19 protein-coding genes are annotated in these 22,116 nt (G+C 63.4%); 12 read left to right on the forward strand and 7 right to left on the reverse strand.

The features are described 5' to 3' along the window. Window positions 1-32: 32 nt before the first annotated feature. The 3 genes from argE to ABEB22_RS07090 form a co-directional block, all read right to left on the reverse strand. Complete coding sequence (gene argE, locus ABEB22_RS07080; RefSeq protein WP_406869932.1) at window positions 33-1,187, reverse strand: acetylornithine deacetylase; 1,155 nt, start codon at window positions 1,185-1,187, stop codon at window positions 33-35. Window positions 1,188-1,189: 2 nt separating this feature from the next. Continuing rightward, entirely contained in the window at window positions 1,190-2,374 is a 1,185-nt protein-coding gene (locus ABEB22_RS07085) for a M24 family metallopeptidase (RefSeq protein ID WP_350934858.1), read from the reverse strand. A 104-nt stretch (window positions 2,375-2,478) separates the two neighbouring features. Beyond that, window positions 2,479-2,961 carry a MarR family winged helix-turn-helix transcriptional regulator gene (locus ABEB22_RS07090; RefSeq protein ID WP_406869933.1) on the reverse strand — a complete coding sequence of 161 codons (483 nt, stop codon included), beginning with the start codon at window positions 2,959-2,961 and terminating at the stop codon, window positions 2,479-2,481. Window positions 2,962-3,221: 260 nt separating this feature from the next. Here ABEB22_RS07090 and ectA point away from each other — a divergent pair, with 260 nt between their 5' ends. The 4 genes from ectA (at window position 3,222) to ABEB22_RS07110 (ending at window position 6,987) form a co-directional block, all read left to right on the forward strand. Then, complete coding sequence (gene ectA, locus ABEB22_RS07095) at window positions 3,222-3,731, forward strand: diaminobutyrate acetyltransferase (RefSeq protein WP_339114438.1); 510 nt, start codon at window positions 3,222-3,224, stop codon at window positions 3,729-3,731. Between the two features lie 51 nt (window positions 3,732-3,782). Continuing rightward, on the forward strand, window positions 3,783-5,066 hold the full coding sequence (gene ectB / locus ABEB22_RS07100; protein WP_406869934.1) for a diaminobutyrate--2-oxoglutarate transaminase: 1,284 nt from the start codon (window positions 3,783-3,785) through the stop codon (window positions 5,064-5,066). 64 nt (window positions 5,067-5,130) lie between these two features. Further along, window positions 5,131-5,538, forward strand: coding sequence for an ectoine synthase (locus tag ABEB22_RS07105; RefSeq protein WP_339113568.1), 408 nt, complete (start codon window positions 5,131-5,133; stop codon window positions 5,536-5,538). 6 nt (window positions 5,539-5,544) lie between these two features. Beyond that, window positions 5,545-6,987, forward strand: coding sequence for an aspartate kinase (locus tag ABEB22_RS07110; RefSeq protein ID WP_339113567.1), 1,443 nt, complete (start codon window positions 5,545-5,547; stop codon window positions 6,985-6,987). A 135-nt stretch (window positions 6,988-7,122) separates the two neighbouring features. On the opposite strand, the gene ABEB22_RS07115 is transcribed toward ABEB22_RS07110, so the two are convergent. Continuing rightward, entirely contained in the window at window positions 7,123-8,052 is a 930-nt protein-coding gene (locus tag ABEB22_RS07115; RefSeq protein ID WP_339113566.1) for an ABC transporter ATP-binding protein, read from the reverse strand. Between the two features lie 81 nt (window positions 8,053-8,133). On the opposite strand from ABEB22_RS07115, the gene ABEB22_RS07120 reads away from it, so the two are divergent. From ABEB22_RS07120 to ABEB22_RS07135, 4 genes are all read left to right on the forward strand, one after another. Beyond that, entirely contained in the window at window positions 8,134-8,352 is a 219-nt protein-coding gene (locus tag ABEB22_RS07120; RefSeq protein ID WP_339113565.1) for a zinc-finger domain-containing protein, read from the forward strand. Between the two features lie 103 nt (window positions 8,353-8,455). Further along, window positions 8,456-8,875 carry a globin domain-containing protein gene (locus ABEB22_RS07125; protein ID WP_350934867.1) on the forward strand — a complete coding sequence of 140 codons (420 nt, stop codon included), beginning with the start codon at window positions 8,456-8,458 and terminating at the stop codon, window positions 8,873-8,875. A gap of 312 nt (window positions 8,876-9,187) precedes the next feature. After that, on the forward strand, window positions 9,188-12,034 hold the full coding sequence (gene polA, locus ABEB22_RS07130) for a DNA polymerase I (protein ID WP_406869935.1): 2,847 nt from the start codon (window positions 9,188-9,190) through the stop codon (window positions 12,032-12,034). A 77-nt stretch (window positions 12,035-12,111) separates the two neighbouring features. After that, complete coding sequence (locus tag ABEB22_RS07135; RefSeq protein ID WP_406869936.1) at window positions 12,112-13,044, forward strand: cation diffusion facilitator family transporter; 933 nt, start codon at window positions 12,112-12,114, stop codon at window positions 13,042-13,044. Window positions 13,045-13,062: 18 nt separating this feature from the next. Here ABEB22_RS07135 and ABEB22_RS07140 read toward each other — a convergent pair whose 3' ends face one another. The 3 genes from ABEB22_RS07140 to ABEB22_RS07150 are packed head-to-tail and all read right to left on the reverse strand — an operon-like array spanning window position 13,063 to window position 15,258. Further along, window positions 13,063-13,869, reverse strand: a complete 807-nt coding sequence (locus ABEB22_RS07140; protein ID WP_339113561.1) for a glycosyl transferase — start codon at window positions 13,867-13,869, stop codon at window positions 13,063-13,065. A 6-nt stretch (window positions 13,870-13,875) separates the two neighbouring features. Next, a complete protein-coding gene (locus ABEB22_RS07145) occupies window positions 13,876-14,670 on the reverse strand; it encodes a TIM barrel protein (protein ID WP_406869937.1) in 795 nt (264 codons plus the stop codon). After that, complete coding sequence (locus tag ABEB22_RS07150; RefSeq protein ID WP_406869938.1) at window positions 14,671-15,258, reverse strand: DUF1285 domain-containing protein; 588 nt, start codon at window positions 15,256-15,258, stop codon at window positions 14,671-14,673. It lies immediately after the preceding gene. Window positions 15,259-15,336: 78 nt separating this feature from the next. On the opposite strand from ABEB22_RS07150, the gene ABEB22_RS07155 reads away from it, so the two are divergent. From ABEB22_RS07155 to ABEB22_RS07170, 4 genes are read left to right on the forward strand one after another with little or no spacing between them, the layout of a single operon-like run. Continuing rightward, a complete protein-coding gene (locus ABEB22_RS07155; RefSeq protein WP_406869939.1) occupies window positions 15,337-16,353 on the forward strand; it encodes an AAA family ATPase in 1,017 nt (338 codons plus the stop codon). Next, on the forward strand, window positions 16,350-17,255 hold the full coding sequence (locus tag ABEB22_RS07160) for a DUF58 domain-containing protein (protein WP_406869940.1): 906 nt from the start codon (window positions 16,350-16,352) through the stop codon (window positions 17,253-17,255). The genes ABEB22_RS07155 and ABEB22_RS07160 overlap by 4 nt, the downstream gene beginning before the upstream one ends. Then, the gene (locus ABEB22_RS07165; RefSeq protein ID WP_406869941.1) at window positions 17,255-20,002 is read left to right on the forward strand and encodes a DUF4159 domain-containing protein; all 2,748 of its coding nucleotides are present in this window, start codon (window positions 17,255-17,257) and stop codon (window positions 20,000-20,002) included. The genes ABEB22_RS07160 and ABEB22_RS07165 overlap by 1 nt, the downstream gene beginning before the upstream one ends. Next, window positions 20,002-22,104, forward strand: a complete 2,103-nt coding sequence (locus ABEB22_RS07170; RefSeq protein WP_406869942.1) for a hypothetical protein — start codon at window positions 20,002-20,004, stop codon at window positions 22,102-22,104. The genes ABEB22_RS07165 and ABEB22_RS07170 overlap by 1 nt, the downstream gene beginning before the upstream one ends. The last annotated feature ends 12 nt before the right edge of the window (window positions 22,105-22,116 follow it).

Raw genomic sequence — 22,116 nt, forward strand, 5'->3', positions numbered from 1 at the left:
TCGTAAATATTGCCCCATGAACGGTTTTCTGCCTATGAACGGTCGGATATCAGCCGATCGAACATGCTCAGGCAGGTTTGCATCTGGTCAAGGCTGACAAATTCGTCAGGCTTGTGCGCTTGCGCAATGGATCCTGGCCCGCAGATCACAACATCGGTGCCCAGCGCTTGAAACAGCCCCGCCTCGGTCGAGAAGGGCACACAGGACGCCTCGTTACGCCCTGTCAGGCCGAAGACCAGATCGCGCGCTGCATTCTCGGGCATCGGTTCCAGTCCCGCGACCTCGCCGATGGTTTCGGTGGTGATCGAGGCGTTGGGATGCGTCCGGCGCATCTCGCCCAGCAGGGTTTTGACATAGCCGGCAACTTCCGTTTTCACGAAGCTCATATCCTCCGTGCTCACGGGCCGGAATTCCCAATCGAGAACTGCATGATTGGCAATCACATTATGCGCGACGCCCCCTTCGAGCCGTCCGACATTCAGCGTGGTCCAAGGCGGGTCGAACCGCGATCCGTCGGGCGCGCGGGCGACCAGATCGCTGCGCAGGTCGAGGAGTCGCCCGATATAGCGCGCGGCATATTCCACCGCATTCACCCCGCGCTCGGGGGCCGAGCTATGGCCCTCGAGCCCTGAGAAGGTCACGCTATACTCACAACAGCCCTTGTTGCCTTCGATTACCTGCATCTCGGTGGGTTCGCCGATCACGCATAGGCGGGGCCGCAGCCCGCGCTGGGCCAGAACCTCGGTCAGGGCGCGGGCACCGAAGCAACCGATCTCCTCGTCATGGGTGAAGGCGAAATGGATCGGCTGATGATGGGTTATCATCGCCAGCTCCTCGGCCTTGGCCAGACAGCAGGCGATAAAGCCCTTCATGTCGCAGGCGCCACGGCCAAAGAGCTTGCCGTCCTCCTCGCGCATCACAAACGGGTCCGAGCTCCAGTTCTGGTTTGCCACCGGCACCACATCGGAATGCCCCGACAGCACCAGCCCGCCATCGCCCTCCGGCCCCAACGTGGCCCAGAGATTGGCCTTCCTGCCCGTCGGATCACGCAAGACCTCGACCCGCGCGCCTGCCGCCTCCAAGTGACGGGCGCAATAGCCGATAATATCGAGATTGCTCTCCGACGAGATGCTGGCAAAGCCGATCAGGTCGCCCAGGATCGCCTTCGCACGCTGGAGGTCCGACATGATCAGTCTTTCACGAAGAGCTTGCGCTCGATATTGCACAAAGGCTCGGCGGGGCCATCCTCGCGGATGAGGATGGTTTCAGTGGTTTCCATCCCCCAATCGTCCATCCAGAGCCCCGGCATGAAGTGGAAGGTCATCCCCGGTTGCAGCACGGTCTCGTCCATCGCGCGCAGCGAGACGGTATGCTCGCCCCAATCCGGCGGGTAGGAGCAGCCCACCGCATAGCCGCAGCGGGCAGGGCGCTCGATGCCCACTTTCAGCAATTCGGTATCGAGGGCGCGGGCGATGTCGCAGGCACGGTTGCCGGGGCGGGCGACCTCGATGCCGGCATTGAGGCCCGCGGTCAGCGCCTCGGCGGCATCCAGCATATGTTGCGGCGGCTTGCCCAGGTAAACCGAGCGGCAGAGCGGCGCATGATAACGCCGGTAGCAACCCGATTGCTCGACAAAGGTCATCTGGTCTTTCTGGAACGCCTCGCCATTCCATGTCAGATGCGGGGCCGAGGCATCCGCGCCGGATGGCAGCATCGGCACGATGGCGGGATAATCGCCCCAGCTGTCATCCTCGCCCTGCACGGCGGTCTTATACAGCTCGCCCACCAGATCATGCTTGTGATAGCCCGGCTCGATCAGCTCGACCGCGCGCGAGATCACCAGTTCCGAGATCCGCGCGGCACGGCGCATGAAGCGCAGCTCCTCGTCGGATTTGATCAGCCGCTGCCAGTTCACCAGCACCGAGGCATCCACCAGCGTGGCCTCGGGCAGCCCCTCGGCCAGCACGGCATGGGCGCGGGCGGTGTAGAAATAGGTCTCCATCTCCACCCCGATTCGCGCCTGACCATGGCCAAGGATACGCAGATGGGAGGCGAGATCTTCCATCGGATGCACGGTGTCGGATTGAACCATGCGGTCGGCATACCAGCGGATCTGGTCGTCACTCATCCACACGGTGCGCTTGGCACCATTGGCATCCATCATCCGGCCCCACCAGATCGGGTCGCCTTCCATTGTCAGGATCACGCCCTGATGGGTGTAGAAGGACCAGCCGTCATAACCTGTCAGCCAGAACTGGTTGGAAGGATTGGTGACAAACAGCACATCCAGCCCGCGCTCGGCCATGGATTGGCGCACCAGCGCGATCCGGCGTTGATATTCGGGCAGGCTGAAGGGGGCATTCTCGATGGGCATGGGATCTCCGTCTGAACCAGCAACGCGTCACTCGGGCGATGGTCCCATGGGACACCGCATGGAAGCGGGCGTCAAACGGAAATCCGTAAGTCTGGTCTAAGTGCCTATTGTCGCGGCATTATATCGCCGGAATGCAGCACCGGAGAGGCATCCATCGCATTGGCATCGAGCATCGCGGCGACCCGTTCCAGCGAGGCTACGAGCTGTGCCTGTTCCCAGTCCTGCAGACCCTCGAATTTCTTCACGAAGCGCTGCTGCAGGGCGTCGGGGGCCTCGTCGAGCGCATGATGACCGGCCTCGGTGATGACGATATCGGTCTGGCGGCGGTCGATTTCCGAACGCTGGCGTTTGACCATTCCCTTGTCGACCAGCTTGTCGACGAGCGAGGTGATGGTGGCCTGACTGACCCCCATGCGCGTCGAGATGGTCTTGGCGGTCGACCAGCCCTTTTCCGCCACGACTTGCAGCACGCGGAATTGCACGGGCGTCAGCCCGGCAGATTTGGCCAGATCCCGGCCAAACAGTTCGGTCGCGCGCAGGATACGGCGCAGGGCAATAAGACTCATATCGGTACGGTCGCTGCTCATACCGTCTCCATAACTGGTTAGAAGCTTCGAATGGCTTAATATTGCAGAGCTGGAGGCGGCAGGCAATTACGATCTCCTTTAGTTGAGCTAAGATTTTATCCCCGTTTCACTTAGGGTGCATAAAGGTTATTAGCAAATTATCGCTCTAATTTTCAATATTGGAAAAGAAAATTACTTTGAATGTTGAAATTTATGCTTCGATGATCTAATTAGATTGGCGAAGCAACTGAGGAAATGAAATCGTGCCGACAGTCGAAGTCATGAAACAGCCCAAGCTTACATTCCGGAAGCCGTCCGCCGAGGACGGATCAGAAATCTGGTCGCTTATCTCGCGCTGCAAGCCGCTCGACGAGAATTCGATGTATTGCAACTTGCTGCAATGCGACCATTTCCGCGACACCTGCGTGCTGGTCGAGAAAGACGGCGCGCCTATGGGCTGGGTCTCGGGCTACATCACCCCTTCGGCACCCGATACATTCTTCGTCTGGCAGGTTGCTGTGGCGCCCGAAGCGCGTGGTCTGGGGCTGGGCAAGCGTATGCTGTCCCATCTGCTCGACCGTCCCGAAGCGGCGCAGTGCACACGCCTGCAAACGACGATCACCAAATCGAACGAGGCCTCATGGGGCCTGTTCAGGTCCTTCGCCCGCTCGGCTGGCGGCGAGCTGACCTCCAAGGCACATTTCACTGAAGACGATCATTTCGACGGCCATGCGGCCACCGAGCATATGGTCACCATTACTTTCGAGGAAGAGGCAAAAGTGGCGGCCTAAGGGCTGCCCCCTCCTTCCATCATCCAGAAATACCAAACCCAAGAGGTTCTTATGCCGTTTGATAAAACAAACGATCGGTCGATCTTTACCCAACGCGAATCTGACGCCCGCTCCTATTGCCGTGGTTTCGATACCGTATTTACCCATGCCCGTGGCTCGGAGCTGTTCGATGCCGATGGCAAGCGCTACATCGATTTTCTGGCAGGCTGTTCCTCGCTGAATTACGGCCATAACGACCCCGATATGAAACAGGCGCTGGTCGATCACCTGATGGGTGACAAGCTGGGCCATGCACTCGATTTCCATACCGATACCAAGGGCGCATTCCTCGAGGTGTTCCAGGATCTGATCCTGCGTCCGCGCGATATGGACCACAAGCTGATGTTCATCGGCCCGACCGGCGCCAATGCCGTTGAAGCCGCAATGAAGATCGCGCGCAAATCGACCGGCCGCCAGAATATCATCGCCTTCACCAATGGCTTCCACGGCGTGACGATGGGCGCGCTGGCCGCGACCGGCAATGGCTACCACCGCGGCGGTGCCGGCATGATGCCGCAGGGCGTGACGCGCATGCCATTCGATAACTATGCCGATGGCGTGGATTCGGTGGCGCTTCTTGACCAGATGCTGTCGGATGCCTCGGGTGGGGTGGATGCGCCTGCCGCGATCATGATGGAAACCGTGCAGGGCGAGGGCGGTCTGAATGCCGCATCGCCGGAGTTCGTGCGCGGCGTCGAGGCCGTGGCCCGCAAACATGGCGCGCTGTTTATTGTTGATGATATTCAGGCAGGCTGTGGCCGCACCGGCACTTTCTTCTCCTTCGAGGAGATGGGCGTGACCCCCGATATTGTCACCATGGCGAAATCGGTCTCGGGCATGGGCTTGCCGATGGCGCTGGTTCTGGTGCGTCCCGAGCATGACGTGATGGGCCCTGCCGAGCACAACGGCACCTTCCGCGGCAATACCCATGCCTTCCTGACCGCGAAAACCGCGATCGAGAAGTTCTGGGCCGATAACGCCTTCCAGCGCCAGCTGGCCGATAAGGCCGTGGTGCTGACCATCGCGCTGTCCGAAGTTGCCGAGATGTTCGACGGTGCCTTCCTGAAGGGCCGTGGCCTGATGCAGGGTGTGGATGTCGGAACCGGCGAACGCGCCTCCGAGATCTGCGGCCTCTGCTTCGGGAAGGGCCTCGTGATCGAGACCTCGGGCAACGAGGATCAGGTAGTCAAGGTGCTGGCACCGCTGACCACACCGGATGCGATTTTCCGCGAAGGTCTGGACATCCTGATCCAGTCGGCCCGTGAAGTGAAAGCATCCGAGGCCGCTGGCCAATAACCCGGACTGGTGACTGGTGTAGCGTCCCCGGGCGCTTCCTTCCCAAAACCGATAGGAGATCAATATGATTGTACGCGATTTCAACGAACTGAAGCACACCGACAAGAACGTAGGCAACGAGCGCTGGACCTCGGTCCGCATGCTGCTGGCCGATGACAATATGAACTTCTCGTTCCATATCACCACGCTGGAAGCAGGCTCGGAACACGAGTTCCACTATAAGCACCATTTCGAGAGCGTTTATTGCATGTCCGGCACGGGGCGCATCATCGAGCTGGATAACGGCAACAAGACTCACGAGATCAAGCCGGGCGTGATGTATGCGCTCAACCTCCATGACCGTCACCGCCTGATCGCCGATGAAGGTGCGGATCTGGTCATGGCCTGCTGTTTCAATCCGCCGGTGACCGGCAAGGAAGTCCATCGTGAGGACGGCTCCTATGCGCCGGCCGACGAAATGGAGAAAGCGTAAGCCATCATGGCCAGTGCACCGCAATATCCCGCTCATACCGTCGAGAAGATCGGTGGCACGTCGATGAGCCGTGTGCGCGAACTGCGCGACACGTTGTTCATCGGCACACGCGAGGGCGCAGACATTTACGGGCGCGTCTTCGTGGTCTCGGCCTTCGGCGGCATCACCAACCTGCTTCTTGAGCACAAGAAGACCGGCGAGCGCGGGGTCTATGCCCGTTTCGCCGATGCCGATAACGATCACGGCTGGCTGGAAGCGCTGGATAGCGTGGCGCAGGCCATGGGAGAGGCGCATCGCAAGGTGCTCGACCATCCCGCCGATCTGGGCGCGGCTGACAGTTTCGTGCGTGACCGGATCGATGGTGCGCGCAACTGCCTGATCGATCTCGGAAGACTGTGCTCCTACGGGCATTTCCGTCTGTCGGACCATATGCTGGCCATGCGCGAGATGCTGTCGGGGCTGGGCGAGGCACATTCGGCCTATGTCACCGCGCTGATGTTGCAACGCGCGGGCGTGAACGCGCGCTTCGTGGACCTGTCGGGCTGGCGTGAAGAGGCGGAATACGATCTCGAGGACCGCCTGAAGGCGGGGCTCGCGGGCGTGGATCTGACCTCCGAGATGCCGATCGTCACGGGCTATGCCCAATGCGTCGAGGGGCTGATGGCCGAGTTCGACCGTGGCTATTCCGAAGTGACCTTCTCGCGCTTGGCGGCTCTGACCGGCGCGCGCGAGGCGATCATCCATAAGGAATTCCACCTGTCCTCGGCGGATCCCAACCTTGTGGGTCAGGAGGCCGTGCGCAAGCTGGGCCATACCAATTATGATGTGGCGGACCAGCTGTCGAATATGGGGATGGAGGCGATCCACCCCAAGGCGGCCAAGGCGCTGCGTCAGGCCGAGGTGCCTTTGCGCGTGACCAACGCCTTCGAGCCGGAGGATCCGGGCACGCTGATCGATGACAAACCGGCGGATACTCCAGCGGTCGAGATCATCACTGGCCTAGATATCCTCGCCCTCGAGTTGTTCGAGCAGGATATGGTGGGGGTGAAGGGCTATGATGCCGCGATCCTCGAGGTGCTGACGCGCCATGATGTGCGTATCATCTCCAAGGCGTCGAATGCCAATACGATTACCCATTATGTCGATTGTTCGCTGAAAGTGGCGCGGCAGGTGGAGAAGGACCTGAACCGGATCTACCCCTCGGCCAAGGTCTCGGCGCGGCCTCTGGCGATGGCCTCGATCATCGGGCGCGATCTGAACGGGCTCTCCACGCTGACACGCGGGCTGCAGGCGATTGCGGCGGCAGGCCATGAAGCGCTGGGCGCGACGCAGGGTCCGCGCAATGTGGATGTGCAGTTTGTGCTGGAGCGCCCGAGCCTGAAGCCGGTGATTGCGGCGCTGCATGGCGAGTTTATCGCGCCTTGCGAGCTGCAACTGAAAGCGGCCTGAGGGCGCTTTCCCGACCAGGTTTCCCGTTGCGGGGAAGGGGGCACCTTTCGGGGTGCCCTTTTTTGTTCTGAGGGGGGCGGTTTTGCCGCGGCCATCGAGGCCCCGACAAAACCGGTCGGGGGCGTTGCCCCCTCCCTAGCGGCCCGAGGTGAGGGAGAGGAACACGTCTTCCAGATCGGCCTCGGTGGTTTTGACATCGGCGATCTCGATATTGGCGGCGCGGACCGCATCGAGAATGGCATTGGCCGAGGTCTGGTGGCGGTTATAGTCGAACGCCAGCAGCCCGTCGGCGCGACGGTTGAGCTGCACACCCTGCGGCAGGGTAATGTCGGGCGCATCATTCATCGGCGTGATCAGCATGGTCTTGGCATCCATCTGGGCCAGCAGCGCCTCGGTCCTGTCGCGCACGATCAGCTCGCCATGATTGATGATGGCGATCTCGTCGCACATCTCCTGCGCCTCTTCCAGATAATGCGTCGTGAGGATGATCGTCATCCCCTGCTCGTTGAGTTTGCGGACATTGCGCCAGAGCATGTTGCGCAGCTCGATATCCACCCCCGCCGTTGGCTCATCCAGAACGAGAATCCGCGGCTTGTGGACCAGCGCCTTGGCCAGCAGCAGGCGGCGCTTCATCCCGCCCGAGAGGCTGCGGGCATAGGTCTCGGCCTTATCTGCGAGGCCCACCAGTTCGAGGATTTCGTCGGTCCAGCGCTCGGCCTTGGGCACACCGTAAAGCCCCGCCTGCAATTCCAGCAGATCGCGCGGTTTGAAGAACGGGTCCATGTTGATTTCCTGTGGCATCACCCCGATGGCCGCGCGCGACTGGCGGGGGTTCTCGTCCTGATCGAAGCCCCATATTTTCACCGAACCTGCGCTTTTGCGCACAAGCCCTGCGAGGATATTGATCGTGGTCGATTTTCCCGCGCCGTTGGGGCCGAGGAGGCCGAAGATCGAGCCTTCGGGGATATCGAGGTCCAGCCCTTTCAGCGCCTCTTTCGGGGCGGCGTGACGCGAGCCCGCGTAAGTTTTGCGTAAACCTTTGATCTCGATTGCCGATCCTGCCACTTGCCGGTCCTTTTCGCCTTGCTGTATCATAGGCCCCAGAACAGGGCACCTTTGCCTGACCTCAATATAGTGGAGCTATCGATGACCGCCACCACCCAGACCGAAACGACCCCCGCTGTAACCGCTCCCGATGCGCCCGAAACCGAGGTCGTGACCTCCTGGAAAGTGTGCTGTGATGGCGGTGTGGGGGCCTTGGGCCATCCGCGTGTCTGGCTGTCGATCCCCCATGACACCGGCTTTGTCGAATGCGGCTATTGCGACAAGAAATATGTGATCGACCGCGCCAAAGCGGGACATTGATCCGCCGCGCGATTCAAATTTGAGTCAACGGGCGTTTCAGTCTTAGGTCTTCGTTAAACAGCCGTCTTCTACTCTCACCCTAGAGTTGAAGCGGAGTTGTGTCGTGCTGGACCAGTCGACTGTTGCGATCGTGCGGGAAAGTTATGCGCTGGCGCTGTCGCGCAGGCCCTGCCTCATGCAGGATTTCTATCTGTTCCTGCTGGCGCGCCACCCCGATCTGGAGCCGCTCTTTCCCCGCTCGCTCGCAAGGCAGGCTGACAAGTTCTCGGGGGCGCTGCAGCTCCTGCTTTCCTATGCCAACGCGCCCGACGATCTGTCGCGGGCGCTGCGCCGGCTCGGGCGGGACCATCAGGGCTATGGGGCGCGGCCCGAGCATTATCCCGCCGTGATCGATGCACTGGTCGAGACATTGGCGATCCAGCTAGGCCGTGACTGGACTGAGTCATATGAAACAGCATGGCGCGGGCTTCTGGGTTTCGTCGGTGCCGAGATGCTGGCTGGTGCGGCCAACGCGGCCGCCTGACCTCCACGGTGTCGCAACCGCGACTGGCTCTCGCGCGTCGGTGATCGGTTTGTGCCGATCGCAGGAGCCCGGCCATACGGGGGCGCACCCGCCGATCCGCGCGCCGGTTGCGATAGTTTATGTCGGCGGTACGGGCTCCGCTTTCGCGGACCACGCCCGATGTTTCGGTTCTCCTCATTGTCTGCTGCAGCGTCAGAACCTTGCCGGTGATCGGCGCAAAAGAAAGTCCCGGTAGAACTGGAAGAAAGATGCGGATCATGCCAATAACGTCCCGGAATACGGGTATGTAGAAGCTGACCGAAGGGAAGAAAAATGGCGGAAGGTTTTGGCAAAGGGTGCCATCTGCATCTGATCGACGGGTCGGCGTTCATCTTCCGAGCCTATCACGCGCTCCCGCCGCTCACGCGCAAATCCGACGGCTTGCCGATCGGGGCGGTCTCGGGCTTCTGCAACATGCTCTTCAAATATGTCGAGGAGGCCAAGGGAAGCGATGCGCCGACCCATGTGGCGGTGATCTTCGACAAGGGCAGCCATACGTTCCGCAATGATCTCTATGACCAGTATAAGGCCAATCGGGATGCCATGCCCGAGGATCTGCGCCCGCAGATCCCGCTGACGCGCACGGCTACCGAGGCGTTCAATATCGCCTGCAAGGAATTGGCGGGCTATGAGGCCGATGACATCATCGCCACTCTCGCGCGTCAGGCACGCGAGGCCGGTGGCCGTGTGACGATCCTCAGCTCCGATAAGGATCTGATGCAGCTGGTGGGCGGCGGTGTCGAGATGCTGGACCCGATGAAGAACGTCCAGATCGGCCCCGACGAGGTCGAGAAGAAATTCGGCGTCACCCCCGATAAGGTCATCGACGTGCAGGCGCTTGCAGGCGATTCGGTCGATAATATTCCGGGCGCTCCGGGGATCGGTATCAAGACGGCGGCGCTCCTGATCAATGAATTCGGTGATCTGGAGACCCTTCTGGAGCGCGCGGGAGAGATCAAGCAGCCCAAGCGCCGCCAGACCCTGATCGACAATGCCGAGCAGATCCGCCTGTCGAAGAAACTGGTGACGCTTGATCCCGAGACGCCTATCGATTTCACGCTGGACGATCTCGAGGTCCGCGATCCCGAGCCAGCGACGCTGATGAAATTCCTCAACGAGATGGAATTCCGCACGCTGACCCGCCGTGTCGCCGAGAAATCCGGCACCACGCCGCCACCCGCGCCAGAGCCCGTGGCGCAAGCCGCGGGCGGGGCCGCCGAGGCGGGGGGGAGCGCAGTGACCCTCCCCGAAGCGGCCCCCTTCACCCCCGAGACCTACGTGCACATCAAGGATGCCGCGACGCTTGCCAAATGGCTTGATCGCGCCCGCGCATGCGGCTGGCTCGCCATCGATACCGAGACCACCTCGCTGGACGAGATGCAGGCCGAACTGGTTGGCGTCTCGCTGGCCATTACCCCCAACGAGGCCGCCTATCTGCCGCTCGGTCATACCGAGGGCGGCGATGATCTCTTCGGCGGTGCCCAGCTTGCGCCCGAACAGATGGACCTCAAGGAGGCGCTCGCGCTTCTCAAGCCCGTGCTGGAAGACCCCTCGATCCTCAAGATCGGGCAGAATATGAAATACGATTTCAAGATCCTCGCCCGCCAGGGCATCCGCATGGCGCCGATCGAGGATACGATGCTGCTGTCTTACTCGCTTCATGCAGGGCTGCATGGCCACGGCATGGACACGCTTTCGGACCGCTACCTCGGCCACCAGCCGATCCCGATCAAGGATCTGATCGGTTCGGGGAAATCCCAGATCACCTTCGACAAGGTGCCCGTCGACAAGGCCGTGGCCTATGCCGCCGAGGATGCCGATATCACCCTGCGCCTGTGGCAACTGTTCAAGCCGCAGCTCCACACCCAGAAAGCCACCACCATTTACGAGACCGAGGAACGCCCGCTCGTGCCGGTTCTGGCCGATATGGAGATGGCGGGCGTGAAGGTCGATGCCTCGGTGCTGGCGCGCATGTCCAATGTCTTTGCCCAGAAGATGGCCCAGCTTGAGGACGAGATTACCGAGATCGCGGGCCAGAAATTCAATGTGGGTTCGCCCAAACAGCTGGGCGAGATCCTGTTTGACGTGATGGGCGTCGAGGGTGGCAAGAAGGGCAAGACCGGCGCCTATTCGACAGGCGCGGATGTGCTGGAAGACATCACCACGATGGAAGACCGCAACCCCGCAGCCGCCAAGCTGGCCTCGGCGGTGCTGGACTGGCGCGGGATCTCCAAGCTGAAATCCACCTATACGGATGCGCTCCAGACCCATGTGAACGCCCATACGGGCCGCGTGCATACGTCCTATTCCATCGCGGGGGCAAACACGGGACGGCTCGCCTCGACCGACCCGAACCTGCAGAACATCCCCGTTCGCTCCGAAGAGGGCCGCCGCATCCGCGAGGCGTTTGTGGCCCCCGAAGGCCGCCGGATCGTCAGCCTCGATTACAGCCAGATCGAGTTGCGTATCCTCGCCCATGTCGCAGGGATCGAGGCACTGAAACAGGCGTTCCGCGAGGGCGTTGATATTCACGCGATGACCGCGTCGGAGATGTTCAATACGCCGCTCGAGGGTATGGATCCGATGATCCGCCGTCAGGCCAAGGCGATCAATTTCGGCGTCATCTATGGCATCTCGGGCTTCGGCCTCGCGCGCAATCTGCGGATTCCTCGCGCCGAGGCGCAGGGTTTCATCGACCGCTATTTCGAGCGCTTCCCCGGTATCCGTCAATATATGGATGACACCACCGCCTTTGCCAAAGAGCATTCCTATGTGGAAACGCTCTTCGGGCGCCGGATCAACACGCCCGAGATCAATGCCAAAGGTCCGGGGGCGGGCTTTGCCAAACGCGCCGCCATCAACGCGCCCATTCAGGGGGCCGCGGCCGATATCATCCGCCGTGCCATGGTGCGCATGCCCGAGGCGATCAGGGGCATCGATGCGACCATGCTGTTGCAGGTTCATGACGAACTCATCTTCGAGGTGGCCGAGGCCGATGTGGACCGGCTCATCGCCACGGCGCGCGCCGTTATGGAAGGGGCGGCCGAGCCTGCGGTAAAGCTCGACGTTCCGCTGATCGTCGATGCGGGGCAGGGCATGTCCTGGGCCGAAGCGCATTGATCACGCGACCGTGACGCGCGGACCGGCTGTTCATCGGCCGGCCGCGCGCTAGGGTGGGAGCCAAAGGGAGGCCACCTATGCCGCATGATCACCATCACGGTCATTCACATGACCACGGGCACCACCATCACCACTATCTCGACCCCGATAGTGGCGACAAGGCGGTGATCTGGGCGGTGGCGATCAATATGGCGCTGACGGTCGCGCAGGTCGTAGGCGGAGCGCTGGCGGGGTCCATGGCCTTGGTGGCCGACGGGGTGCATAACTTCTCGGATGCGGCGGCGCTGATCCTTGCGTTTGGGGCGCGGCGTCTGGCGCGGCGCGGCCATGACGCGGCCATGACCTTCGGCTGGTCCCGCGCCGAAGTGCTGGCCGCGTTCACCAATTACATCACGCTGATCCTGATCTCGATCTGGCTGGTGGTCGAGGCGGTGGGCCGCATGATCGACCCGCCCGAGGTCGAGGGCTGGACGGTGCTGATCCTCGCGGGGCTGGCGCTGGTGGTCGATCTGGGCACCGCCGCTCTGACCTTCAAACTCTCGAAAGACAGCCTCAATATCCGCGCGGCCTTCCTGCACAATCTGGCCGATGCAGGCGCGTCGGTGGCCGTCATCATAGGCGGCGCGGTCATCCTGATCTGGGACTGGCGCATGGTCGACCCGATCCTGACTGTGCTGATCTCGGTCTTCATCCTGTGGCATATCTTTGGCGATCTCAAACCCGTCACCCGCATCCTGATGCTGGGCGCGCCTGCCGCGCGTGACACCTCCGAGGTCAAGGAGGCGCTCGGCCAGATCGAGGGGGTCGTCGGGGTCCACCATGTCCATCTATGGCAGATCGACGAGAAGCGGACCTCGTGCGAGGCGCATCTGGTGTTGGCGGAGGGCGCGGATTACGCGCAGACCATCGCGCGGGCCAAGGCGATGCTGGTCTCGCGGTTCGGACTGGCCCATGTCACGCTGGAGCCCGAGAGCCCCGCTCTGGGCTGCGCCGATACACAGCCCGCCTGAGACAGAGCGGCCCGAGAGTTACTCGCGCCACGCCTCCTCGATCCACGGGGTAGGTTTCATGAAATGGCGCAGATAGCGGAAGGCCGAGCCCTCGTTGGCCGGACGGTTCGGGAAATTGGCGAGGTGGTCGCGCAGGGTGAACCCCTCGCGCCCCTGCCAGCCGCCCTCGATCGCCGTTTGCGGATAGACCCCGCCCGGGAAGATCACGACCCGCGCATCGGGGTGCTTGCGCGCGGGCAGCATCCAGTTGAGCGGGAAGGTCGGCAGGCATTGATAGCGGAAATGCTGCACCCAGTTTTTCGGGAAGAGGTCGATCCCCCCCGGCGCATTGCGGGTCACGAAACGCTGCTCGTAGACATATTCCTCGGCGACCCCCAGCGGATCAGCGCAGAATTTCTCCTGCAACGGCAGGAGTTTGCCCACGGGGAAGCGGAAGCAGGAGGTCTGGCCCAGCCGTTCGAAAGGTTTGGCGGGGTTGCGTGACAGAACCACGCCATCAGGGTCGCCATAGGTAAAGAGATCATCGAGCGATCCGGTGATTACCAGATCCAGATCGAGAAACAGCACATTCCCTTTCAGGCTGCCCAGCTTCGGCCCCCAGAGGCGCGATTTCGGCCAGATGCCCTTTTTTGTCTTGGGGATCTCGATCGGGATCTCGGGCAGCGGCTCGGTCAGCACCTCGGGGCGGATGCCCTCGGGATTGTCGCAAAAGCAGGTGAAGGTGAAAGGCGGCGTGATATTGCGCGCGACCATGGCATAGAGGCGATTGATGAAGGGAGGCCCATATTTGGTGCCCCAATTGATGCAGATCACCTGTTTGATCATGGCGCTCTAGCCTTTCGCCTTGCGGGGCCGCCCCCGTGCCTTCTTGGGGGCAGGCTCCTCGGAAGGGGCATCCCCGATGATGCGTCTCAGCCATGCCAGCCCGCCTTCGGTGGTCTCGCGTGGTGTGTAACTGGCGCAGACATAGCCCTTATAGCCGGCCGCGTCGAGATGGGCGCATAAACCGGCCAGATCCATGTCATTGGGCTCTTGCCCGTCGGCGCCCGCCAGTCGGATATGACCGAGCTTTGGCAGATACGGGGTTATTTCGGCCAGTGGGTCGCACCCTTGCGCCAGAATGGCCCCGAGATCGGCCGAGAGCGCGAGATTTTTGGCGCCCACCGTTTCCAGCACGCCCGCACAGGCATCCAGATCTGGCAGGGGGCTTTGCGCCCCTTCCGGCCCGATCAGGAAACGGGCCTTGGGATGGGTCTTGCAGGCGGCCTTCAGATTGGCAGCCAGCACACCCAGATTGGCCTCCGGCCCCGCAACCAGCGTCAAAAAGCCGGATTTCAGCACATCGGCCACCCTGAGCGCGCGCTTGAGATCGCGCAGAAAACGGTCTTCCTGCCCCGCCACGCCTGCAAAACCGGGCAGCCCGCCGGTATAATTGGGCGGCGGCGCATCGAGGCCGGTCCAGAAAAGATCGTTCATCACCAGCTGGTAGCGCAGATCCGAGGCGGGCGCATCATAGGGGCTGCGCATCTCGACCGCGTCGAAACCGGCGGATTTGGCGGCAGAGAAACGGGTCATCAGCGGGCGGTCGGAAAACAGATGATCCAGATCGGCTGCAAATTTCGGCATTCAGAGCTCCGCCATGGGGATGATGGGGAAGAATCGGTGTTCCGACCACAACCCTAACCAGTCTTCTTTACCATGTTTCCCGCTTTGCGCGAGGTCAACCAGCCGGTAGAAAGTTTTCCGGTCGATCAGCGCCTCGAGCCCGCGCCGGATATGGATATAGGGCGAGGGCTCGCCCGAAGCGTCGAAGCTTATGCGGATCGGATGTTCGGGCCCTGCGGTGACCTCGTCGCCCACATTGGTGCGAAACCGCAGGCTTTGTGCCTCGCCTGCGCCGACCGCCTCGGCATCCACCGCAACAAAGGGTGCATCCACCACGCGGATGCCCACCTTTTCGACGGGCGTGACCAGAAAGTAATCATCGCCCTCGCGTTTCAAAATCGAGGCAAAGAGTTTTACCAGTGGCTCGCGGCCGATGGGTGTGCCAAGATAGAACCAAGTCCCGTCGCGCCGGATCTCGATATCCAGATCGCCACAGAATGGCGGATCCCACAGATGCACCGGCGGCGGCCCCTTTTTTGCTGCCTCCCCGGCCGCGGCCGCGAGGCCATCGGCGGTAGGTGTCTTCACAGGCTTGTGTGTCTCAGTCATGCAGCCTCAAGAATTAGCTATTTGGTTTTGGGGTGTAATCTGGTTTTCTATACCTAATACTTTTCGCGGAGCATTGTCATGACCGAGCCTACAGATCTTGTTGCTGAAATCGAAACGCTTGGCACGAAGCTGATGGAGGCCAAAGCCTCGGTCAACAAGCGCTTCATAGGGCAGGAGAGGGTGGTCGAACTGGTTCTGGCCTCGATGCTGTCGGGGGGGCATGCGCTTTTGATGGGCTTGCCCGGTCTGGGCAAGACGATGCTGGTGGATACGTTGTCTACCGTGATGGGGCTGAAATCGAGCCGCATCCAGTTCACGCCGGATCTGATGCCCGCCGATATTCTGGGCTCCGAGGTGCTTGAGACCGCAGCCGATGGCTCGCGGGCCTTCCGCTTCCTCGAGGGGCCGGTCTTCTGCCAGCTCCTGATGGCTGACGAGATCAACCGCGCGAGCCCGCGCACCCAGTCGGCGCTGTTGCAGGCGATGCAGGAGCAGGAGGTCTCGATTGCCGGCGAGAGCCGTCCGCTGGGCCGTCCGTTCCATGTGCTGGCCACCCAGAACCCGATCGATCAGGAGGGCACCTATCCGCTGCCCGAGGCGCAGCTTGACCGTTTCCTCGTGCAGGTGAATGTGGTCTATCCCGACCGCGCGACCGAGCGCGAGATCCTGCTGGCGACGACGGGGGCCGAAATGGGCGAGGCCCATGAGGTTTTCACCCCCGAGGAGCTTCTCAAGGCGCAGCGCCTCGTGCGGCAGATGCCGGTGGGCGAGAGCGTGGTCGAGATGATCCTCGATCTGGTGCGCGCCTGCCGCCCGAATGAGCCCGATGCCTCAGCACTGGTGCAGGACAAGCTCAGCTGGGGTCCGGGCCCGCGGGCGGCACAGGCGCTGATGCTGACGGTGCGCGCACGCGCCCTGATGAACGGGCGTCTGGCGCCCTCGATCGAGGATGTGCTGGCGATGGCCGAACCCATTCTGGTGCACCGTATGGCGCTGAGCTTCTCGGCGCGGGCGCGGGGCGATGACCTGACCAAGATCATCGCGGCCGTGGCCGAAGAAGTGGCGTCCAAAGCCATGAAAGAAGCTGCGGCGTGAACGCAACCGGCTCCCCGGCAACCGTTCTGGGCCTGCGGCAGGCGGCCGATCAGGAAGCTTCCACCCTGCCGCCCCTGATGCTGGCCGCCGAGCAACTGGCGCGCACGGTGCAGATGGGGTTCCACGGCAAGCGCCGTGCGGGGATGGGCGAGGAATTCTGGCAATACCGCCCCATGCATGCGGGTGACGAGGCCCGCTTCGTGGACTGGCGGCGCTCGGGGCGGTCGGACGCGCAATTCGTGCGCGAGCGCGAATGGCAGCTGGCGCAGACGCTGCATCTATGGGTCGATGATGCGGCCTCGATGCGGTTTACCGGCATGGAAACCGGCCGTGCGGCACGGCCCGAGAAGGGCGCGCGGGCACGGCTTCTGGCGCTGGCACTGGCAATTTTGTCGGTGCGCTCGGGCGAGCGTGTGGGGCTGACCGGCGCGCTGGTGAACCCCAAGCCGGGACGCGGGCAGATCATGACGCTGGCGCAGATGATGTCGCAGGCGGGAGAGGTGGATGATTATGGCATCCCCGAGACCTCCGCCGTGCGCGCACAGTCCAAGGTGGTGTTCCTGTCGGATTTTCTGGGCGACCCGCAGCGGATGGCCGAAAGCCTGCGGCGGTTGTCGGGGCGCGGGGTGACAGGGGTGATGCTGCAGGTGCTTGATCCCGTCGAGGAGGATTTCCCCTTCGATGGCCGCACGATCTTTGAATCCATGTCGGGCAGCCTGCGCCACGAGACCCGCAAGGCGGGTGATCTGCGTGAGCGCTACCGGCTGCGTCTGGCCGAGCGGCGCGACCGTCTGGCGCAGATGGCCCATGCGGCGGGCTGGCAGTTCGGCACCCATCATACGGGCGAGACGGCACAGGCCGCGCTCTTGTGGCTGCATTCGGCACTGGAAAGGGGGCGCTGATGTGGGGTCTTGGACCTGTCGGATTTACCGCGCCGTGGCTTCTTCTGGGGCTGATCGCGCTGCCGGTTCTGTATCTGCTGTTGCGGGCCACGCCGCCCGCGCCGGTGCGCCGCCGCTTTCCGGGGGTGGCGCTTCTGCTGGGTCTTTCGGATGAGGAGGTGCAGGCCGCGCGCACGCCATGGTGGCTGATGGCGCTCAGGATGCTGGCCGTGGCCGCCGCGATCATCGGTTTTGCGGGACCGGTGCTGAACCCCGTGATGTCCGCGCATGGCACTTCGGGGCCGCTGGTCATCCTGACCGATGGCAGCTGGGCCTCGGCGCGGGACTGGGCGCGTCGTCAGGAGCGGATCTCGCAGGCATTGACGCAGGCGCAGGCCGACGGTCGGCCCGTGGCGCTGATCTCGCTGAGCGATCCCCCGCCCGAGCCGCCGCCTTTTGTGAATGCCGATACGGTGGCGCGGGGGCTCGCGGGGGTGAAGCCTGTGGCATGGGAGCCGCAGGATACTGATCCGGCAAAGATTCTGCCGCAGGGGAATTTCGAGACGCTGTGGATTTCGGACGGGCTCGACCGCCCGGGCCGGGCACGCCTGACGCAGGCGCTGCAGGCGCGGGGGCCACTGACCGTCTGGCAATCGGGCGCGCCGGTGATCGCGCTGGGGCATGCCAAGATCACCGATGGTCAGGTCGAGGTTCCGGTGAACACCCAGGCCCCGCTGACCGCGACCATCGAGGTCACGGCCATCGGGCTCGACCCTAACGGGATCGAGCGGGAACTGGCCCGTGTGCCGGTCGGGATGGCGGGCGTTGCGGGCATGGCGCGGTTCGATCTGCCGCCCGAGCTGCGCAACCGCGTGAGCCGTTTTGCCGTGGCGGGCATCCGCTCGGCGGGGGCTGTGAGCCTGACCGATGATGCGGTCAAGCGGCGCAAGGTGGCGCTGGTCTCGGGGACCAATTCGCAAGAGGGGCTGGAGCTTCTGGACCCGGCGCATTACCTGCGCGAGGCGCTTGAGCCCACTGCGGATCTGATCGAGGGCACGCTGGATGACGTGCTGGTGGCCAATCCCGATGTGATCATTCTGGCCGATGTGGCCGAGATCTCCGCGCCCGACCGTCTGGCGGAATGGGTGGAGGAAGGGGGCCTTCTGGTGCGCTTTGCCGGTCCGCATATGGCTGCGGCCGATCTGAGCAACGATCCCCTGCTGCCGGTGCATCTGCGGGCGGGCGGGCGCTCGATCGGGGGCACCATGAGCTGGGGCCAGCCGCGCGCGCTTGCGCCATTTCCGGCGGGCTCGCCCTTCGAGGGGCTGACCGTGCCGCCTGATGTCACCGTGAAGGCACAGGTGATGGCCGACCCCTCTCCCGATCTGGCCGATCGCACGATTGCGGGGCTGGCCGATGGCACGCCTCTGGTGACGCGCTCCGAGCTGGGTGACGGGCAGATCGTGCTCTTCCATGTGGCGGCCGATGCCGAATGGTCGACGCTGCCGCTTTCGGGGCTGTTCCCGCAAATGCTTGAACGGCTTGCGATTTCCAGCCGCCCCGCGCAGCCCGATCCGGGGGAGCTGGCGGGCACCACATGGGTGCCGCAAAAGCTGATCGACGGGTTCGGGCGGTTGTCGACCGCAGAGAATGCCGGCGGTGTGGCGGGCGAGAAACTGGCGGAAGGACCTGCTGGACCGGATCTGAAACCGGGCCTCTATACCGCCGATGACCGTGCGATTGCGCTCAATGCGGTGGCGCCCGACAGGGTGCTCAAGCCCGCGCTATGGGCCGCTGACATTCCCGTGGAGGGGGCGCAGACACAGGAGGCACGGCCGTTGAAAGGTGTGATACTGGGGCTGGCCCTGCTGGCGCTTCTCGTGGATATTCTGGCCTCGCTTTTCGTGTCTGGCAGGCTTTCAGGGCCGCGGGCGCAGCGTCTGGCGGGCATTGCGATCGTGGCGCTGGCGGTGGGGCTGATGGCGCCCGATGCGCGGGCACAGGAGGAAAAGATGCCGGTGGACCGTGCCATCGAGGCCGCGTCCAATGTGGTGCTGGCCCATGTGGTGACGGGCGATGCCGAGGTCGACCGGATCGCGCAGGCGGGGCTTCAGGGGCTGTCGGATACGCTTTTTGCGCGCACCACGGTCGAGCCCTCGACGCCGATGGCGCTGAACCTCGAAACCGATGATCTGGCGCTGTTTACCTTCATCTACTGGCCCGTGACGGCTGACGAGCCCGCACCCAGCCCCCAAGCCTATGCGAAACTCAACCGGTTTCTGCGCGGCGGCGGCATGATCCTGTTCGATACGCGCGATGCAAATATGGCGGGGACGGGCAACTCGCCCGAGGGGCAGCGGCTGAAGGCGCTGGCCGCGCCGCTCGATATTCCGCCGCTCACGCAGATCCCGCCCGATCATGTGCTGACGCGGACCTTCTATCTCCTGAACAGTTTCCCCGGCCGATATGATGGGCCGATCTGGGTCGAGGCGGCCAATCCGCAGGCGGCGCAGGCCGAGGGAATGCCGTTCCGCGACCTCAATGACGGCGTGACGCCGGTGGTCATCGGCGGCAACGATTGGGCGGGTGCCTGGGCGGTGGATGCACGCGGCGCGCCGATGCTGCCGGTGGGACGCGGGATGGGCGGAGAGCGCCAGCGCGAGATGGCGTTGCGGTTCGGGGTGAACCTCATCATGCACGTGCTCACCGGCAATTATAAATCCGATCAGGTGCATGTGCCCGCACTTCTGGAAAGGCTCGGTCAGTAATGAACACCCTCTCGGTGATCTGGGCGCCTCTGGTGCCATGGGAAATTCTGGCCATTGCGGGCGCGATCTGCGTAGTCCTTCTGGGCTTTGCGGTCTGGCGGGGCCTGCGCGGCTGGATCCTGCGCGGTCTGGCGCTCGGCGTGATCCTGTTGGCCATTGCCCAGCCCTCGATCCAGACGGAGGAGGGCAAGAGCCTCTCGGATATCGTCTTCCTGCTTGATGACCGCTCGTCGAGCCAGAAACTCTCGGATCGGGCCGAGCAGACCGATGAGGCCGTGGCGAACCTCACCCGCCAGATCGAGGCGCGGCCCAATACCGAGCTGCGCCGGATCACGGTGGGCGATGCGCCCGATAATGCCGGATCGCTTCTGGGATCGGCCATGGCCGAGGCCTTGGCTGCCGAGCCGCGTGCGCGGGTGGCGGGGGCGCTGATGGTCACCGACGGGCAGGCGCATGACGCGGCCCTGATGCCTGATCTGCCCGCGCCCCTTCAGGTGCTGCTGACGGGCCATAAAACCGATTGGGACCGCCGTCTGGTGATCCAGTCCGCGCCAAGTTTCGGGATCATCGGCGAGCCGGTCTCGATCCGGCTGAAGGTCGAGGATATGGGGCAGGTGCCCGCGGATGCGCCCAAGACCGCCGAGCTGAAGATCGCCATCGACGGCGCTGCGCCGCAGAGCTATCAGGTCAATGTGGGCGAGGATTTGGAACTGCCGCTGACGCTCGATCATGGCGGGCAGAATGTGGTGCAGTTCTCGCTGACGCCGGTGGCGGGCGAGCTGACCGACCGCAATAATGACGCCGTGGTGCAGATGAACGGGGTGCGTGACAGGCTGCGCGTGCTTCTGGTCTCGGGCGAGCCGCATGCGGGCGAGCGCACATGGCGCAACCTGCTGAAATCGGATGCGGCGGTCGATCTGGTGCATTTCACTATCCTGCGTCCGCCCGAAAAGCAGGACGGGGTGCCGGTATCGGAACTGTCGCTGATCGCTTTCCCGACGCGGGAGCTGTTTGTCGAGAAGATCCATGAGTTCGATCTGATCATCTTCGACCGTTATGCGGCGCGAGGGATCCTGCCGCAGGGCTATTTTGCTAATATCGCGCAATATGTGCGTGATGGGGGCGCGGTGCTGGTTTCGGCGGGGCCGGAATTCGCCACCGTCGAGAGCCTCTGGCAGACGCCGTTGAAAGATATCCTTCCGGCACGTCCCACGGGGCGGGTCTTCTCGGAAAGCTACCTGCCGCGCCCGACCGAGCTGGGGCTGCGCCATCCGGTGACGGCAGGGCTGACGGGGGCACCGCCAGTGGATCCGTCCAAGGATGGCGAGGCGCCGCATTGGGGCCATTGGCTGCGCCAGATCGAGCTGGGTGATGTGACCGGCGAGACGGTGATGACCGGTGCCGAGGGCTCGCCCTTGCTGGTGATGAGCCGCGAGGGCAAGGGGCGCGTGGCGCTTCTGGCTTCCGATCAGGCATGGCTGTGGGATCGCGGCTATGATGGCGGCGGGCCGCAGCTGGAGCTGCTGCGCCGGATCGCGCATTGGGAAATGAAGGAGCCCGAGCTGGAGGAAGAGGCGCTCTTTGCCGAGGTCCAGCCCGGATCACTGGGCTTTACCATCGTGCGCCGGAGCATGGCCAAAGAGGCGGGGCCCGTGACCATCACCGGCCCCGATGGCACCAGCACGACAGTTGCGCTGCAGGAGACCGCACCGGGGCGCTTTACCGCGCAATGGACCGCGCCCGAGGCAGGGCTTTACCGGTTGAAACAGGGCGATCTGGAGCGGGTCGTGGCGCTGGGTCCGGCCAGCCCGCGCGAATACGAGCATACCATCGCCTCGGGTGATGTGCTGGCGCAGGCGGTGGCGGGCTCGAACGGCGGCGTGACACGGCTCGAGGATGGCATTCCGCAGATCCGCACCGTGCGCGAGGGGCGGCCCTCGGCGGGCACCGGCTGGATCGGGATCACGCCGCGTGGGGCCTCGGAAGTGGCCGATATCCGCGTGATGCCGGTGCTGCCGCCTTGGGCATGGCTGGTGCTGGCGGCGCTGCTGAGCATCGGGGCATGGCTCTGGGAAGGGCGGGGCAGGCGGCGCAGGGCCTGAGCGGATTTCGGG

It is taken from the genome of Thioclava sp. 'Guangxiensis', from assembly GCF_045348365.1.
GTDB lineage: Bacteria > Pseudomonadota > Alphaproteobacteria > Rhodobacterales > Rhodobacteraceae > Thioclava > Thioclava kandeliae.

Coding starts and splice junctions, on each gene's coding strand:
- ABEB22_RS07155 (WP_406869939.1), top strand. CDS start 15,337: ATGACCGAGCCTACAGATCTTGTTGCTGAAATCGAAACGCTTGGCACG.
- ABEB22_RS07145 (WP_406869937.1), bottom strand. CDS start 14,670: ATGCCGAAATTTGCAGCCGATCTGGATCATCTGTTTTCCGACCGCCCG.
- ectA (WP_339114438.1), top strand. CDS start 3,222: ATGAAACAGCCCAAGCTTACATTCCGGAAGCCGTCCGCCGAGGACGGA.
- ABEB22_RS07135 (WP_406869936.1), top strand. CDS start 12,112: ATGCCGCATGATCACCATCACGGTCATTCACATGACCACGGGCACCAC.
- ectB (WP_406869934.1), top strand. CDS start 3,783: ATGCCGTTTGATAAAACAAACGATCGGTCGATCTTTACCCAACGCGAA.
- ABEB22_RS07140 (WP_339113561.1), bottom strand. CDS start 13,869: ATGATCAAACAGGTGATCTGCATCAATTGGGGCACCAAATATGGGCCT.
- ABEB22_RS07150 (WP_406869938.1), bottom strand. CDS start 15,258: ATGACTGAGACACACAAGCCTGTGAAGACACCTACCGCCGATGGCCTC.
- ABEB22_RS07170 (WP_406869942.1), top strand. CDS start 20,002: ATGAACACCCTCTCGGTGATCTGGGCGCCTCTGGTGCCATGGGAAATT.
- ABEB22_RS07085 (WP_350934858.1), bottom strand. CDS start 2,374: ATGCCCATCGAGAATGCCCCCTTCAGCCTGCCCGAATATCAACGCCGG.
- argE (WP_406869932.1), bottom strand. CDS start 1,187: ATGTCGGACCTCCAGCGTGCGAAGGCGATCCTGGGCGACCTGATCGGC.
- polA (WP_406869935.1), top strand. CDS start 9,188: ATGGCGGAAGGTTTTGGCAAAGGGTGCCATCTGCATCTGATCGACGGG.
- ABEB22_RS07110 (WP_339113567.1), top strand. CDS start 5,545: ATGGCCAGTGCACCGCAATATCCCGCTCATACCGTCGAGAAGATCGGT.
- ABEB22_RS07090 (WP_406869933.1), bottom strand. CDS start 2,961: ATGAGCAGCGACCGTACCGATATGAGTCTTATTGCCCTGCGCCGTATC.
- ABEB22_RS07120 (WP_339113565.1), top strand. CDS start 8,134: ATGACCGCCACCACCCAGACCGAAACGACCCCCGCTGTAACCGCTCCC.
- ABEB22_RS07105 (WP_339113568.1), top strand. CDS start 5,131: ATGATTGTACGCGATTTCAACGAACTGAAGCACACCGACAAGAACGTA.
- ABEB22_RS07165 (WP_406869941.1), top strand. CDS start 17,255: ATGTGGGGTCTTGGACCTGTCGGATTTACCGCGCCGTGGCTTCTTCTG.